General features: G+C 38.5%; 13 protein-coding genes. 1 reads left to right on the top strand and 12 read right to left on the bottom strand.

Annotation, left to right across the window (positions count from 1 at the left end):
- Nucleotides 1-37: 37 nt before the first annotated feature.
- The 3 genes from HYG79_RS09885 to HYG79_RS09875 all read right to left on the bottom strand — a co-directional run bounded on the left by HYG79_RS09885 (nucleotide 38) and on the right by HYG79_RS09875 (nucleotide 4,080).
- Nucleotides 38-682: an alpha/beta hydrolase gene (locus HYG79_RS09885; protein WP_179243534.1), complete on the bottom strand. Its 645-nt coding sequence runs from the start codon at nucleotides 680-682 to the stop codon at nucleotides 38-40.
- A 360-nt stretch (nucleotides 683-1,042) separates the two neighbouring features.
- A complete protein-coding gene (locus HYG79_RS09880) occupies nucleotides 1,043-1,948 on the bottom strand; it encodes an ABC transporter substrate-binding protein (protein WP_179241929.1) in 906 nt (301 codons plus the stop codon).
- A gap of 17 nt (nucleotides 1,949-1,965) precedes the next feature.
- Nucleotides 1,966-4,080 carry a TonB-dependent receptor gene (locus tag HYG79_RS09875; protein ID WP_228027983.1) on the bottom strand — a complete coding sequence of 705 codons (2,115 nt, stop codon included), beginning with the start codon at nucleotides 4,078-4,080 and terminating at the stop codon, nucleotides 1,966-1,968.
- A 430-nt stretch (nucleotides 4,081-4,510) separates the two neighbouring features.
- On the opposite strand from HYG79_RS09875, the gene HYG79_RS09870 reads away from it, so the two are divergent.
- A complete protein-coding gene (locus tag HYG79_RS09870; protein ID WP_179241928.1) occupies nucleotides 4,511-6,976 on the top strand; it encodes an ATP-binding response regulator in 2,466 nt (821 codons plus the stop codon).
- Here HYG79_RS09870 and HYG79_RS09865 read toward each other — a convergent pair.
- The 9 genes from HYG79_RS09865 to HYG79_RS09825 form a co-directional block, all read right to left on the bottom strand.
- A complete protein-coding gene (locus tag HYG79_RS09865; RefSeq protein ID WP_179241927.1) occupies nucleotides 6,951-8,300 on the bottom strand; it encodes a sigma-54-dependent transcriptional regulator in 1,350 nt (449 codons plus the stop codon). The two genes, HYG79_RS09870 and HYG79_RS09865, sit on opposite strands and share 26 nt — an antisense overlap.
- A gap of 236 nt (nucleotides 8,301-8,536) precedes the next feature.
- On the bottom strand, nucleotides 8,537-8,839 hold the full coding sequence (locus tag HYG79_RS09860; RefSeq protein WP_179241926.1) for a hypothetical protein: 303 nt from the start codon (nucleotides 8,837-8,839) through the stop codon (nucleotides 8,537-8,539).
- 176 nt (nucleotides 8,840-9,015) lie between these two features.
- Nucleotides 9,016-9,168, bottom strand: coding sequence for a hypothetical protein (locus tag HYG79_RS09855; RefSeq protein WP_179241925.1), 153 nt, complete (start codon nucleotides 9,166-9,168; stop codon nucleotides 9,016-9,018).
- Between the two features lie 134 nt (nucleotides 9,169-9,302).
- The gene (locus tag HYG79_RS09850; protein WP_179241924.1) at nucleotides 9,303-9,602 is read right to left on the bottom strand and encodes a hypothetical protein; all 300 of its coding nucleotides are present in this window, start codon (nucleotides 9,600-9,602) and stop codon (nucleotides 9,303-9,305) included.
- Between the two features lie 223 nt (nucleotides 9,603-9,825).
- Nucleotides 9,826-11,364, bottom strand: coding sequence for a DUF4301 family protein (locus HYG79_RS09845; protein ID WP_179241923.1), 1,539 nt, complete (start codon nucleotides 11,362-11,364; stop codon nucleotides 9,826-9,828).
- Between the two features lie 3 nt (nucleotides 11,365-11,367).
- Nucleotides 11,368-11,928, bottom strand: a complete 561-nt coding sequence (locus HYG79_RS09840; protein ID WP_179241922.1) for an AAA family ATPase — start codon at nucleotides 11,926-11,928, stop codon at nucleotides 11,368-11,370.
- The gene (gene pnuC / locus HYG79_RS09835) at nucleotides 11,883-12,521 is read right to left on the bottom strand and encodes a nicotinamide riboside transporter PnuC (RefSeq protein WP_179241921.1); all 639 of its coding nucleotides are present in this window, start codon (nucleotides 12,519-12,521) and stop codon (nucleotides 11,883-11,885) included. The genes HYG79_RS09840 and pnuC overlap by 46 nt, the downstream gene beginning before the upstream one ends.
- On the bottom strand, nucleotides 12,505-12,765 hold the full coding sequence (locus tag HYG79_RS09830) for a thiamine-binding protein (RefSeq protein ID WP_179241920.1): 261 nt from the start codon (nucleotides 12,763-12,765) through the stop codon (nucleotides 12,505-12,507). Before HYG79_RS09830 ends, pnuC begins: the two co-directional genes overlap by 17 nt.
- 97 nt (nucleotides 12,766-12,862) lie before the next feature.
- On the bottom strand, nucleotides 12,863-13,501 hold the full coding sequence (locus HYG79_RS09825) for a 4'-phosphopantetheinyl transferase family protein (RefSeq protein ID WP_179241919.1): 639 nt from the start codon (nucleotides 13,499-13,501) through the stop codon (nucleotides 12,863-12,865).
- Nucleotides 13,502-13,546 lie beyond the last annotated feature (45 nt).

Raw genomic sequence — 13,546 nt, 5'->3', positions numbered from 1 at the left:
AAAAGCAGTTCATTAAATACAATATAATCAGTAATCGTTACTCCATGTCATAATTACCGTTCGCCCATTGTATGGTTGGTACGATCCATTCTTTTAATGGTTTAAATAAAAAACCGTGTCCCATTCCCGTGTTCAGTTCAATTTCTTTAAAGTGATGTATTTCACAACTCGACGTACTCTTGCGCTCCCGTGCCGAAACCCCGAATGGGTCAGATTTTTCATAAATGGTTAAGATATTTCCGCAATAATCAATATCAGGTATATCCTGAATATCGTTATTTCTAAAACTTGCAATAAATACGAAATTCAAATTTTGATTATTTGCAAAGGTCGAAACATATTGAGCGATATACCCCCCTTTTGAAGTTCCCACAACAGTTATTCTATGGGGTTCAACTCCAATATGTATTAAACTGTCGATTTGGGTTACGATTCTATAGGCGTAATCTCTTGCATTTACATTTCCTTTTCTTTTCTCACTAATGACTTTTAACCCGCTTTTTTTAAATTCGGCAATGATTTCTTTGTATTCGGTTCGTCCAAATTCGGGATGCAGTTCATTCAATTCGTGTTCTTCTAAAAATCGATTATGAAGGAAAAAAATAAATCGGTCATCGTTTTTCTTTTCGCATGCAAATAATGTTGTGCAAAAAACGATTCCGATCAAAAAGCATGCTTTCATTGGTGCATATGACTTTATCATATCTAATATGTGGCCCGTAAAGCTCAAATTCAATTTCTATCTCAGCAATATTCTCAAATCAAACCGTTGCGCTCTTTTAAAGAAAAAGAATAAAATGCCGACATGTAAGTTCGAGTGATTTTGAAGAACTAAAAATCGTATTTCGGCATAGCGCGGCAGAATCTATCGTGAACAATTTTTATAATCAAAATTCTTATTCTCGATGCGAATTCTTATTCATTTCAATCATAAAATTCACTCAAATTGATAGAATCCCATCAAAATACACAACGTACGTATTACAAGTTACTATATTTCTATTGTATAGTTACTTTATGTACATTAAAACATGTAATCTAATTACGTATGTATCTTAAAAACCAAATCCTTAAAAGGTAGGATCGTTTTTTCCAGCCCCATCTCGTAAATCCAATTTAGGTAGGCTTCCACTTTGTTTTCTTCCAATGTTCCCCAATTGTCTTTATCGCCATAATATGGGGAAGTAAACTTTTGGCTTTGTAGTAAATCAATATTCTTATCCTGTTCAGCAACAAAAGGAGCAATGCATTCGATTCCAAATTCAGGATGTTCTTGGGCATATAAATATCCTTTTTTTGTAGCCTCCAGAAAGTTGGAAAAGTAGGTTTTGTTCGCTATAACCTGTTTTTTGCTGGCCATGATCACTGGAGAATATCCATAGGGAATACCATAATCGGACATTTTGAACATATTCAAAGCAATACCTTCATTTTTGGCCTGTACGCCTTCCCAGTTTCGGAATACCCATGTGGCATCGGCCTTGTTTTTTAAAAGGGTTTCCCAAATACCCAATTTATCGGGATAGGTTATTTCAAACGTACCGTTACCACCATCATTTTTTATCATTTGGCGAACAATCCCATCTTCATATCGAGCCTTGTAAGAGGCATAGTGCTTACCATCCAAATCTTGCGGACTCTTGATACCGCTAGAAGCTAAAGCCGCTATCGCACTTATATCTTCCCTAAAAATAGCGGCAATGGCAACCGCATCAAAAGGTGTTTTCTTCGTGCGATAGCTTAAAATACTCTCAAAAGGGCAAAGGGCGAAATCGGCATCTCCCAATTCTACTTTTTTGGCCGGAGTAACCGTATAGTTATCACTATCTGGCGTTATGAGTTCTACTTCCAAACCCAATGCCGAATAAAAGCCTTTTTTTTGGGCTACATAAAACCCGGTATGATTGGTATTGGCCGTCCAGTCCAATGCGATTTTTAGCTTTTTCATGTGTTCAATTGTTTTAATCAAAAATTTAAAGTTGCGCCCATTAAAAAGTTAATGCCAGCCTGTGGATAAAACCCTTGTACTTCGAACGAATTACCCGGTGTTGAAAAATCGTCCAAAAACGTATACCCATCAGAAACATAGAGTTCATCAAAAATATTGTTGACCAATCCCGAAAGTACTATTGACTTTAGAATTTTATTCGTTTTGATTTCGTAGGTCACATTAAAGTCGGTCGTAAAGTAACTATCCAGTTTGGAAGACTCCGTATCTGTATTGCTTAAATATTGTTCCCCTACAAACTTACTGAACAAAGAGAGTTGCAACTGCTGTGTTGGTATGAACGTAAACCTATTTCCCGCAACGATATTCGGTGAAAATGAAATATTGGTATCCCCTAAATTTCTTAGCAACCCATCCCTTTCAATAAAGAAATCCTTGTTCTTGTTGGTACTTAGGGCAACGTTGGGCTGGAGCTGAAATTTATCGCCCAACTGTACATTGGCATCCACTTCGAGGCCAAAACGGTAGCTATCGCCTATATTTTCCCGTAAAGGGGCCCCAACATCATTTAATTCTCCCGTAAGCACCAATTGATCTTTGTACGCCATATAATAAAGGTTGGTATTTATTTGTACATCTGGTGACACATAGCGCCAGCCCAGCTCAAAATCGTTCAATCGTTCAGGTTTGGGATTTCCGTTCTCAAAATCGTTTCGATTGGGTTCCCTATTTGCAACGGCGTAAGAGAAATAAAAATTATGGTTTTGGTTCAGGTCAAAAGTAAGACCGGCCTTGGGGTTAAAAAAGTCATAGGTTTCATCAACCAAGCCAGTTTCCTCACCATTGGCTTCATAGCCGACCGTTCTGTATTGCAAATCGCCATAAAGCGACCATTTTTTATTCAATTGGTAGTTCGCTTTGGTGTAGATGTTAAAATCCGTCTTAACGGAATTGTCCTCATAGTACCGGTCCCTAATATCCAAATTATTTGAAAAACGGGCCCATATCACCTCCCCAAAATGATCACCTTTGTATGTGTTCCATCCGCCACCTACAATAAAATTTAATTTATCCTTTACGTAGTTAGCTGAAAAAACCGTACCGTAAAAATCATTGTCCAACCAACGCCTACGTATGATATCCGTTGTGTTTACAGCCTCACCGTTTACGGTTATGGGAATTATGCCATAGGTTGCAAAAGAGTCATCCTCCCTAAATTCTTCAAAAAAACCACGACCTCGGGTATAATGTAATGCGATATTGGTACTCCAACGCTCATTTATCTTTTCGTTCCAGAGCAGTTGGGCATGGTCTTGTTTGTAGTTGTCCACTTGGTTTTCATGAAATTGTGTTTCCCCGTTTTCATCGGTATATATACCTGCGGGATTAAAAGTACGGTCCCGCTCCAAAGTGGCGGCATCGATTCCGAACCAAGATTGATAGGTAATCTCATGCCCGCCGAACAGCAATGCTTTGATGAGTGTATTATCGTCTTTATAGGCACCTTGTAAAAAGTAGGAATCCAATTTCGATGAGGCCCTGTCTACATAGCCATCCGAGGAAATTCTTGAAAGCCTGCCCGAAATTTCAATATGGTCATTCAATAGTCCCGTACTGAACTTTATATTGTTCCTTAAGGTATTAAAGCTACCCAACGAACTGGATATTTGTGCGTAGGCTTCATCTGAAACGGCATCGGTCAAAATATTTAAACTTGCACCGAACGCTCCTGCACCATTGGTAGAGGTGCCCACACCGCGTTGCAGTTGAAGACTTTCGGTAGAGGAGGCAAAATCGGGCATATTGACCCAAAAAGTGCCGTGAGATTCCGCATCGTTGTACGGAATACCGTTAATGGTCACGTTTACCCGGGTAGCATCACTACCCCTTACCCGTATCCCTGTGTAGCCTATTCCCGCACCAGCATTGGAGGTAGTAACCACAGAGGGTAGAAAATTCATTAGAATGGGAATATCCTGACCAAGGTTTCGCGGCTTGATTTCTTCTTTGGTAAGGTTGGAAAACGTAACGGGAGACTGCTTGGTCACCCGCACGGCCGATACCAATACCTCGTCCAAGACCACTTTTTTACCTTCCAAAGAGTCGGTTTGCTGTTGGGCCTGTGCGGCCATACATAAGCCAAAAAAAGCGATTGCCGTTGAAATGATTTTAATGTGATGGTCCTTACTGTTTTTAGACAATCGCATTGATTCGCCCATTTGCCGAGCGGTCGTTGAAGAAAAAATTGAATAGAGCGGTTTCATCCGTAAAAAATATTACAAATAAAAGGGGCCATTATTCTAGGTTAACATTGATTTTTTGCCCAGTTAAGGACATAGAAATTCCAAATGTTGGCTTTCACCATCCCTTGGCAGCATTACCTGCCCAGGTTCATTGGGTATAATCTCAGCCTGATTTAACAAGCACCCCTTTGAGATGGCATAAAAGTACTACAGGATTTTATATTACACACTATAACTTTATCAATAATTAACTTTTGGCCATAAACTCTTCATTATCCCCATACGTATGTATTCATGAACGGTTCACTTTTGACGATATATGGGCAAAACCAAAAATAAGTTCACTTTTAAAATATTGGTCAGTTACCTCATTTTAGCAGGGTTGGCAGGGTTGGCCGGTTTTTTTATCTTCTCGGAAATACAAATCTACATTTCGACCGATACGGCCGGCGAGAACGATACCAAGCTGTTAAAGACAAGCGCCCTGTTGACCAATATGCACGAGGCGGAAAGTCTATCCAAACTGGCCCTACAAAGCAGGACCAAAAATAACTTCAACGCCTATACCTCAAAAATAGATTCAATTTTAACGGATGTAGATAGCCTAAAGACACTGTCGGAAAGCGATTATCAAAAAAATCTGTTGGACAGTCTACAAATACTGCTCCGAAAAAAAGTGGCCAACAATAATGAACTGCGTAGTCTCAAGGTAAGGAACAATGCCACAAACTCAATTGATTCGGCAATAAAGAAATTAGACAATATGGAAGCCTCTTTGGGGATAATCACCCCCGAAATGCTTGCGCCCAATATCAAAGAACTTCCTATCGAGGCACAAAGGGCCATACGCAAATTGGCCGATTTTTATAACCAAAACGTACCTCAGGATAAAAACGACCTGAACAACACCAAAAAAATAGATTCTATATTGAACGTATCAAGAAACCTGTTGACCGAAGCAAAAATAAAGGACTTTAGAACCCAGCGCTCTTTGGAACTAAAGGAAATGCAGGTAAACCGTAACGACTTGGAACTTTCCCAACAATTAAGAAACATTATTTCCGCATTTGAAAGGGAAATTATAGTCAACACCTATAATGACAATGTCAAAAAACAATCGGCCCTACGAAGAAGCATACGCCTGGCGGTGTTCGCGGCCCTTTTGGGATTCGTAATCACTGGGATCTTTACGTTTCTCATCAATAGGGATTTTTGGAAAATACAGACCTACCGTGAAAAACTGGAAAAGGAAAAAAAATATTCGGAATCACTTTTAAAAAGCAGGGAACAATTGATTTCTACGGTTAGCCACGACCTTAGGACGCCCCTCAACACCATATTCGGCTACGCAGAGCTTATCGAAAACTCGGGGCTTACCGAAAAACAAAAATCGTATTTAAAAAATGTAAGATCTGCCTCAGGTTATGTAAACGATTTGGTAAACGATTTATTGGATTTCTCCAAATTGGAAGCAGGTCAATTAAAAGTAGAGAGTATCCCGTTCGTACCATTTCATTTGATACAAGAAACCGCCAGTGCCATAAAGGAAATACACAAAGAAAAACCTATAGCACTACAACTAGAAATAGATGAAAAATTACAAACAACCCATTTGGGAGACCCTTTTAGAATACGACAAATATTGAACAACCTCATTGGCAATGCTTACAAATTCACGAATAAGGGGTTCATAAAAATCAAGGCGTGGACAGAAAAAAGGGATAGTGGCATAATTGCGGCCTATATCAGCATTGCCGATAGTGGTATCGGTATCAAAGAAGAGAAGCAAGAACACATTTTTCAAGAATTTGCACAGGCCGATGACGACACCGAAAAAAAATATGGGGGTTACGGTCTGGGGCTTACCATATCCAAAAAGCTTACCGAACTCCTCGACGGCTCCCTTCACATGAAAAGTGAGGAAGATAAGGGAAGTACGTTCACGGTACAACTACCCTTACAGCCCACTAATGCGATCACACCTACAACTCCCGATACTTTATTAAAGTCTGGAGCGTCTTTATCAATCCTTGTTATCGATGATGATACGGCCATGCTACAATTATTGCAAGAGGTATGTGCGAATTCAAATATAAAAGCAATGGTGTATTCAGATTTCAATGATATTAAAAAAGAAATGAATACACCATACGACGCTGTAATCACCGATATTCAAATGCCGAATATCAACGGTTTCAAGGTATTGGAAAAATTAAAATCGGGCCTATATACACATTATACGCACCAACCCATAATCGCCATGACCGGAAGGAGAGATTTGGATATGAACGTCTATACCAAGGCTGGTTTTGACAAAACCATACAAAAACCTTTTTCAAAAACTACTTTTTTTACTGTCTTGGGGGAGTTTTTTCCAGATAGTTTTTTACCAAAAAAAGAACAAAATGAGGATGAAATAATCAAAAATGAATCAAATTTGTTCAATTTGTCACTAATTTCCTCTTTTTTGGATAAAAACGAAGATGCCTTGAACGAAATCTTGGAAACGTTTTTAATCGAGACCCAATCGAACATGGTACAGCTTAAGACGGCTATTGAACATGAGGATTTAAATAAAATCAACGATATTTCACATAAAATGCTCCCTATGTTCCGCCAATTGAAAGCAGAGGATTGTATTCCTATTTTAGAAGCATTTGAACAATTGGAATCGATTTTTGAAAACGATTTGAAATCCAAATTTTACAGCCTTAAAAACAAAGTTACCGCACTAGAGCTCGCTTTGCGACATTATATATCTACAAGTCCAAGTTATAGTGATTGATCTTATTGTACAACGTCTTACGGGTGACCTGTAACAATTTTGCCGCTTTGGATTTATTGAAATTGGTTTTCTTTAAAGCCCGTAGAATCTGCTCTTTTTCATATTCGGATTTTGAAAATCCGCTCGCCATGTCCATTTTAGTTTGGTCGGGTTCTTTTACCGAAGCGGGCAATGCTGCAACCTGTACTTCGTCACCTGTGGTAAGTAGCACGGCCCTTTTAATGGTGTTTTGGAGCTCTCTGAGGTTTCCCGGCCAATGATATTTTCCAAAAACAGCTACGACTTCATCCGAAAAACTTTTTACCTCTTTGTTCAATGAGTTGTTCGAAATGGTAAGAAAATGTTCAGCGAATAAAATCAAATCCTCAAAACGTTCTGATAAAGATGGTATTTCAATCGAAAATTCGTTCAATCTGTGATAAAGATCTTCACGAAAAGTTCCCTTTTCAACGGCATCACGTAAATCTTCGTTGGTAGCGGTTATAATACGCACATCAACATGAATCTCTTTCGTGCTCCCGACCCGTTTGATTTTTCGTTCCTGTAGGGCCCTAAGCAGTTGAATTTGATTTTCATAAGAAAGGTTACCCACTTCATCCAAAAACAAAGTACCACCATCAGCTGCTTGAAAATTTCCGATCTTATCCTCTACGGCTCCGGTGAAACTACCTTTTATGTGTCCAAAAAATTCACTTGTTGCCAACTCTTTGGGAATCGCTCCACAATCAACAGCAACAAAACTATTTTCGCTTCTTTTACTTTTATCATGTATCGCTTTCGCCGTTACTTCTTTTCCCGTACCACTTTCTCCTGTAATGAGTACGGACATGTTCGTGGGCGCTACCAGTTTTATATACTCGTTCAACTTTTTGGAGGCATCACTAATTCCCGTTACCGTTCCCTTATTTGTCCCACCATTGGTAGGTATTTCAATATCGGCCTTTTTGGTAATGACCCGTACTGGTTTCCTCTCAAGTGCATTGCCGATCAATGTCAACATCTCATCTGGCGTGAAAGGTTTTGATATATAGTCAAAAGCGCCCTTTTTCATAGCGGTGACAGCCGTACCCACTTCGGCATAGCCGGTCATTACAATTACGGGGATGCTTGGGTCTACTTGTTTTATTTCATCCAATAATCGAATACCGTCATAATCGGGCAAGCGTAAATCGGTCAAAACCAAATCAAAACGTGAATCTTTAAACTTTGCCTTGGCATCTGGAGCCGTGAGACTTATTTCTACTTCGTAGCCTTTTTTATCCAAGAATTTTTGGAGCATTTGACAAAAAGCGGTATCATCTTCAATTATGAGTATTCGGGGCATCCTATGGTTTGCTTTACTTATGTACGTGAAAAACACCTAAGAAAGCTATGCCTTTTTTTTAAAATTTTCATAAAAGATAATGCATCAATAAAAAACCTCTACCACGCTCAAGGCCCAATTCAACCATCAAGATTCGTGAGATACCAATTCCGGTATCCATAAAATAGAAAGGGGCCGCATTACACGACCCCTTTCCGACCAAACCAACTTGATACAAAACAAATAACTCAAGTTATTTACATTTCAATCCAGTTTCCGTTTTCATCGGCATACAAAGTGCCTGATGTACCATCTTCCAATGATACCTCTAACTTGTATTGCTTAGCTTCGTTTACATAGGCTTTATTGATTGTTGCCGTAGGATAGTTTTGGGCCACTGCTCCAGATACCGCCTCCGGAAGTGTACTTACCTCTATCTCGGTAAAATCATCTTGGGCCACTGCCACAACATCCGTAGCATCAGCTTGTGCCTCTTCGGCTTGTGCGAACGCTGTTAAACTTCCCAATGATAATACTGCTGCAAAAAATAACTTTTTCATGTTTCTATATTTAGATATTAAACTTGCTATATCTTATAGAAAACTTGATGCCATAATCAAAATTTTAATTAACTTATTGATTATCAATTAATTAAAATAAAGTGAATTATTTTATATTGGATAAATATGTTACCTTAAAAAACATTGTGTGTAATAAATACACAATTTAGAAGATTTTAAATGGTGTGTTCAGTATCAAAATCGGTCTTGTAAGATTCCTTTGAAATGGTATCGTTCGTCGATATGTCTTGTGATAAATAAAACGATGCGAAAATAATGGCGAGCAGAGCTGCTATTCCGTAGGCCATAGATATAAATAAGTGTTTCAATTTATGGTTTTATGTGTTCTTACTTATTTAGACACCTAAATAAAATAAAAGTCACAAAAAATGAAAGTCCCGCAAATGCGGGACTTTTCTAACTTAATCAAAAACTAATAAACTCTACTATATGAAGTTGAATATTACATGTCTAACCAGTTACCTTCGGCGTCTGCATATAATTCAGCAGTAGTACCGTCTTCTTTGGTAACTTCCAATTTGTATTGTGCTTCACCGTTTACATGAGCTTTATCTATGGTTGCTCCAGGGTGGTCGGTACCTAAAGCATCTACAATAGCTTGCGGTACATCCTCAACTGCGATTTCAGTAAAATCCTGTGCGATTACGATTTCCATAATCCCATCGTGAAAAATTGGGGTTGTTGCAGAAATTGCTGTTAAACTTCCTAAAGCCAGTGCTGTTGCGAAAACTAATTTTTTCATCTTGTATCTATTTTAAATTAACAATTAATAAATAAGTTCGGTTATCTAAGATGAAACAATAATGCCAACTCCGCTTACATGCTAAAAATAGATTTAATACTTTGATAATCATATATTTAAATTAATCAAGAGCGTATTAAACTTTGTATAAAGCTGTATAGTAAATGCCAAAAGTGTGTAAGAGTTACACACTTTTGGCATTTATATCAAAATTTGTAATCTGTTATTTTACTTGATGGGCAGGTTTCAATAAATCATTAACCGTCTTTACAGGGTTAAAAGTGGTGGACGGTACTTCTACAAAAATAGTGTTCCAATATGCCATGGCACCGTTCCAAAGACCGGGACGCTCCAAAGCTTTCAGGGCTTTTCCCTCTTTTGTTTTCTCGGTAATAAATCCTTGTTTGGGATCTACATAATTCAACAGGTTGTATTTATCGCCTTCATAATCCTTTACACCACACACGATATCGACAGGATTAAAATGTGTTGACGTCTTTAAAATTTCAGATTGATTGCTGTTGGATAAATCTATTTGGGCGGATTCTACGATTTGCAACGAAATACGACCGTTCCCATCTTTAATCCAAAAAGGGCCTCCGCCGGGCTCACCCTCGTTCTTGACCATACCACATATGCGAATGGGCCTATGAAGCTTATCCTTTAAAACATCTATTTGATTTGAAATCGTAAACGTTGCAAAACTATCGGAAAAACGTACGTTAAGTTCATCCTCCAAAAAAGCTTTGCAATCGTTCAATAATTCCGAATTTACGGTATCACCTTCCAAAGCCCTTGCATATTCAAAGGCTTTCTGCTGAACCGAAAGCAATAATCCCGCCAAGATTTTTTTACTTTTTGAAACATCGTCAGCATAACGTGGTGTTACAACATTGTCTATGTTTTTGATAAAAATGATATCAGCATCTTGCTCGTCCAAATTTTCAATTAGAGCGCCATGACCACCAGGTCTGAACAAAATCGTACCCTCAGAATTTCGAAAAGGATCGTTGTTCATATCGACCGCAATGGTATCCGTTGACGATTTCTGAAAGGAGTAACCAACCGTGAAGGATGTTTTTGTTGCCGTTGATACCCTATCGCCCACTTTATTGAACTCTTCATTGAACATTTCGCCATGCTGTTCGGAAATCGTAAAATGCAGGTTAGACTTACCCCCTACCGTAGCGTACGCCGCTGCCTCTTTCAAGTGCTCTTCAAAAGGTGTCGCCGTAGTATCCCCATATTCATGAAACGGGAGAAGGCCTTTGGGGTAAAAGCCATAATTGAGACCATCTTCCAATAACATTTCCTTTACGAAAAGATATTTTTCTTCATCCTTGTTTTTGGCCTTACCTACGATTCTGTTCTGGATAAGTTTATAAAATGCCAGTTTCTCCCATTGTTCAAAAAATTCTTTGATGGCCGTATCGTTTGTACGGGCCACATATTCGTCCAAACTTTCCCCTAATGGATCGTAAGCCTCCAAAAAATTGAACATGGCTTTGAACATGCGGGATGCAGCACCCGAAGCGGGAACGAATTTTAATAGCAACAAGCCTTCTTTTGATTTCTCGAACGTATCAATATATTGTTGTTCCTCTGATGGGGAAAACTTTAAGATACCGTCCCCAACTACAGCCGATTTCGACAAGCGTACAAACGGTATACCTTCTTTAAAGGTTTCAATCTGTCGTTTTACCTCGTTTTGGTCAATTCCTTTTTCCTGTAGCAGCTCCAAATCTTTATTCGTGAATTCCATTTTCTATTTTAGCAAGTTATCAATGTGTTTAACGGCTTTATTCAGTCTTGTTTTTTTATCTCCTTTTACAATAATAAAATTTTTATCGTGCTTTTTGAGAGTGTCGTGAAAATATGTGAACATTTCTTCTCTTTCCTGTGGCTTGTCCCTTAAATCATCGGCTTCCCAAGGTATATCTATATAGGTCAACAAATACAGTTCATATGTATTTTGCAATGCATACTTTTCTAAAATAGGGTCGCAATAACCAAGATAATACGCTTCGGAATATACTTTGGTTTCCAATAAATCAGTATCGCAAACCAATATTTTTGTAGCTTTTTGCGTGAGCTCATTCTCCAATTTTATTTGGCCCTCGGCAATTGGCAATAAATCTTTGGGTTCACAGGTTTTGCGCTCGTTGTTCCATTTATTCTGTAAGTATTCCCGGGCGTATTCGGGTACCCAAACGGTATTGTAATGCCGTGCCAATTGTTCCGAAAGTGTAGTTTTACCCGTAGATTCCGGGCCGAACAATACTACCTTAATAATGTCCGAGGGCTTTTGTTCAAGCTTTTTTTCCATGCCGAATAACCGTAAATAGCAATTATTGTAAATAAAAAGAATTGAAACGAAGTAAATATAAGTCCTTTATACCAATACAGGGGAACTGAAATAATATCGCCAATTATCCAATAGATCCAGTTTTCAAGTTTTTTCTTGGCCATGAGCCACATGCCTACGAAAAAGATAGCCGTAGTGACCGTGTCAACATACGATGTCCAGTTATTGAACTTATCAAACCAAAGGTATACCAAGCAAACAAATATGACAGTTGCCATGAATAAAACAATAGACCATTTTTTCTCCCGTGGCGTAGTCTTGGTTATGGGGATAAAATGGTCTGCGTCAACTTTTCTGGTCCAAACGTACCACCCAAAAATGCTCATCGAGAAATAGTAGGCATTGATCAGCATGTCTCCCAACAATCCAAAAACCAGCAAAATATATACAAAAATCCCCGTACTGATAATACCTGTAGGGAAAACCAGTATGTTCTCTCTTTTGGAATACCAAACACTCAAAAAACCAAAGAACACCCCGATCATTTCCAGTATGATCAAATGGGTGGGCGTATCTTGATACTGGGCAAAGATCCAATCAAAAATGTGGCTCATATGCGCTCCTGTCTGATTTTACAATTTTCATGAACAACAAACCCTTGTTCATCAACTCAAAAGCTGTTTTTACTTCTGTACTCAGTACTTTCATGACTTCATCATAGTCACCGAATACTTGGGTACTCAACGGATTTTCAAGAATTGTTAGGCCCGAAGCCCTTAGTTTTTTTATAAAATTGATGATATGTTGTTCAAAATCGTCCTGTAAAGGAGAAAAAGTTAGTTCTACGGATATGTTCATTGTTAGTTTTTAGTTGTTAGTTGTTAGTTGTTAGTTGTTAGTTGTTAGTTGTTAGTTGTTAGTTGAATAAAATGCATTTATCCTTATGCCCGGCAAACTATTTGCTTTTTCTCAAAGCATACACACAGGTAAAACCCTCAAATTCTAGAAATTTTATTTCGTATTTGGATGTATCGCCTTTGTAGATGATTTCTCCGCTGGTCTCACCATCGAAAAGGGAAAAATCTGAAATTACGATGTGGTGTAGAAAGCTCAGGCCATGGGTGGCGTAGATTTTATAAAGGGATTCCTTACAGCCCCAAACCACGGTCAATTTTCTTACCAAAGCATCGGTGTTCGCAATAGTGCTATATTCTTGCAAAGGAGTGAATTTATGTGCAATGCGTAAAATTTTGTCTCGTTGTTTTTCAACATCAATACCTACCTCATCGGTTTCACTTACAATAATTGCGGTAAAATAAGAAGAATGGGTAATAGATATGTGTTTGCCGTCTTTTAAATGTGGCTTTCCAGAAGCGTCATAATACAAATCGTGATCTACATATCCCGCCTCCGCCATTAAATGGCGAATACTCAGAAAACCCCTTCGGTGCAATTGGGATTTCATACCGTTCAGCCTGTCTTGACAATGCTTTGTTAAGGTTATACCCTGTGCAAGTTTCCCTTCGGATTCTGAAATGTGCCAAATGTAGACCTTGACCGTGGGATTTACTGTTATTGTTTTGTAAAGGGGCATGGGCGTATTCTAACTAATTGTTACCTTTGCAGTCGCTAGAAATAG

The organism is Costertonia aggregata (assembly GCF_013402795.1).
Lineage (GTDB): Bacteria > Bacteroidota > Bacteroidia > Flavobacteriales > Flavobacteriaceae > Costertonia > Costertonia aggregata.
Note: the sequence above shows the minus strand (reverse complement) of the source record. Positions and strands in the feature narration are given on the sequence as shown.

Bases quoted from the DNA above. Each gene is read 5' to 3' on its own strand.
- HYG79_RS09870 (WP_179241928.1), top strand. From the start codon at position 4,511: ATGGGCAAAACCAAAAATAAGTTCACTTTTAAAATATTGGTCAGTTAC.
- HYG79_RS09830 (WP_179241920.1), bottom strand. From the start codon at position 12,765: ATGAACATATCCGTAGAACTAACTTTTTCTCCTTTACAGGACGATTTT.
- HYG79_RS09885 (WP_179243534.1), bottom strand. From the start codon at position 682: ATGAAAGCATGCTTTTTGATCGGAATCGTTTTTTGCACAACATTATTT.
- HYG79_RS09845 (WP_179241923.1), bottom strand. From the start codon at position 11,364: ATGGAATTCACGAATAAAGATTTGGAGCTGCTACAGGAAAAAGGAATT.
- HYG79_RS09825 (WP_179241919.1), bottom strand. From the start codon at position 13,501: ATGCCCCTTTACAAAACAATAACAGTAAATCCCACGGTCAAGGTCTAC.
- pnuC (WP_179241921.1), bottom strand. From the start codon at position 12,521: ATGAGCCACATTTTTGATTGGATCTTTGCCCAGTATCAAGATACGCCC.
- HYG79_RS09850 (WP_179241924.1), bottom strand. From the start codon at position 9,602: ATGAAAAAATTAGTTTTCGCAACAGCACTGGCTTTAGGAAGTTTAACA.
- HYG79_RS09840 (WP_179241922.1), bottom strand. From the start codon at position 11,928: ATGGAAAAAAAGCTTGAACAAAAGCCCTCGGACATTATTAAGGTAGTA.
- HYG79_RS09860 (WP_179241926.1), bottom strand. From the start codon at position 8,839: ATGAAAAAGTTATTTTTTGCAGCAGTATTATCATTGGGAAGTTTAACA.
- HYG79_RS09880 (WP_179241929.1), bottom strand. From the start codon at position 1,948: ATGAAAAAGCTAAAAATCGCATTGGACTGGACGGCCAATACCAATCAT.
- HYG79_RS09865 (WP_179241927.1), bottom strand. From the start codon at position 8,300: ATGCCCCGAATACTCATAATTGAAGATGATACCGCTTTTTGTCAAATG.
- HYG79_RS09875 (WP_228027983.1), bottom strand. From the start codon at position 4,080: ATGGCCGCACAGGCCCAACAGCAAACCGACTCTTTGGAAGGTAAAAAA.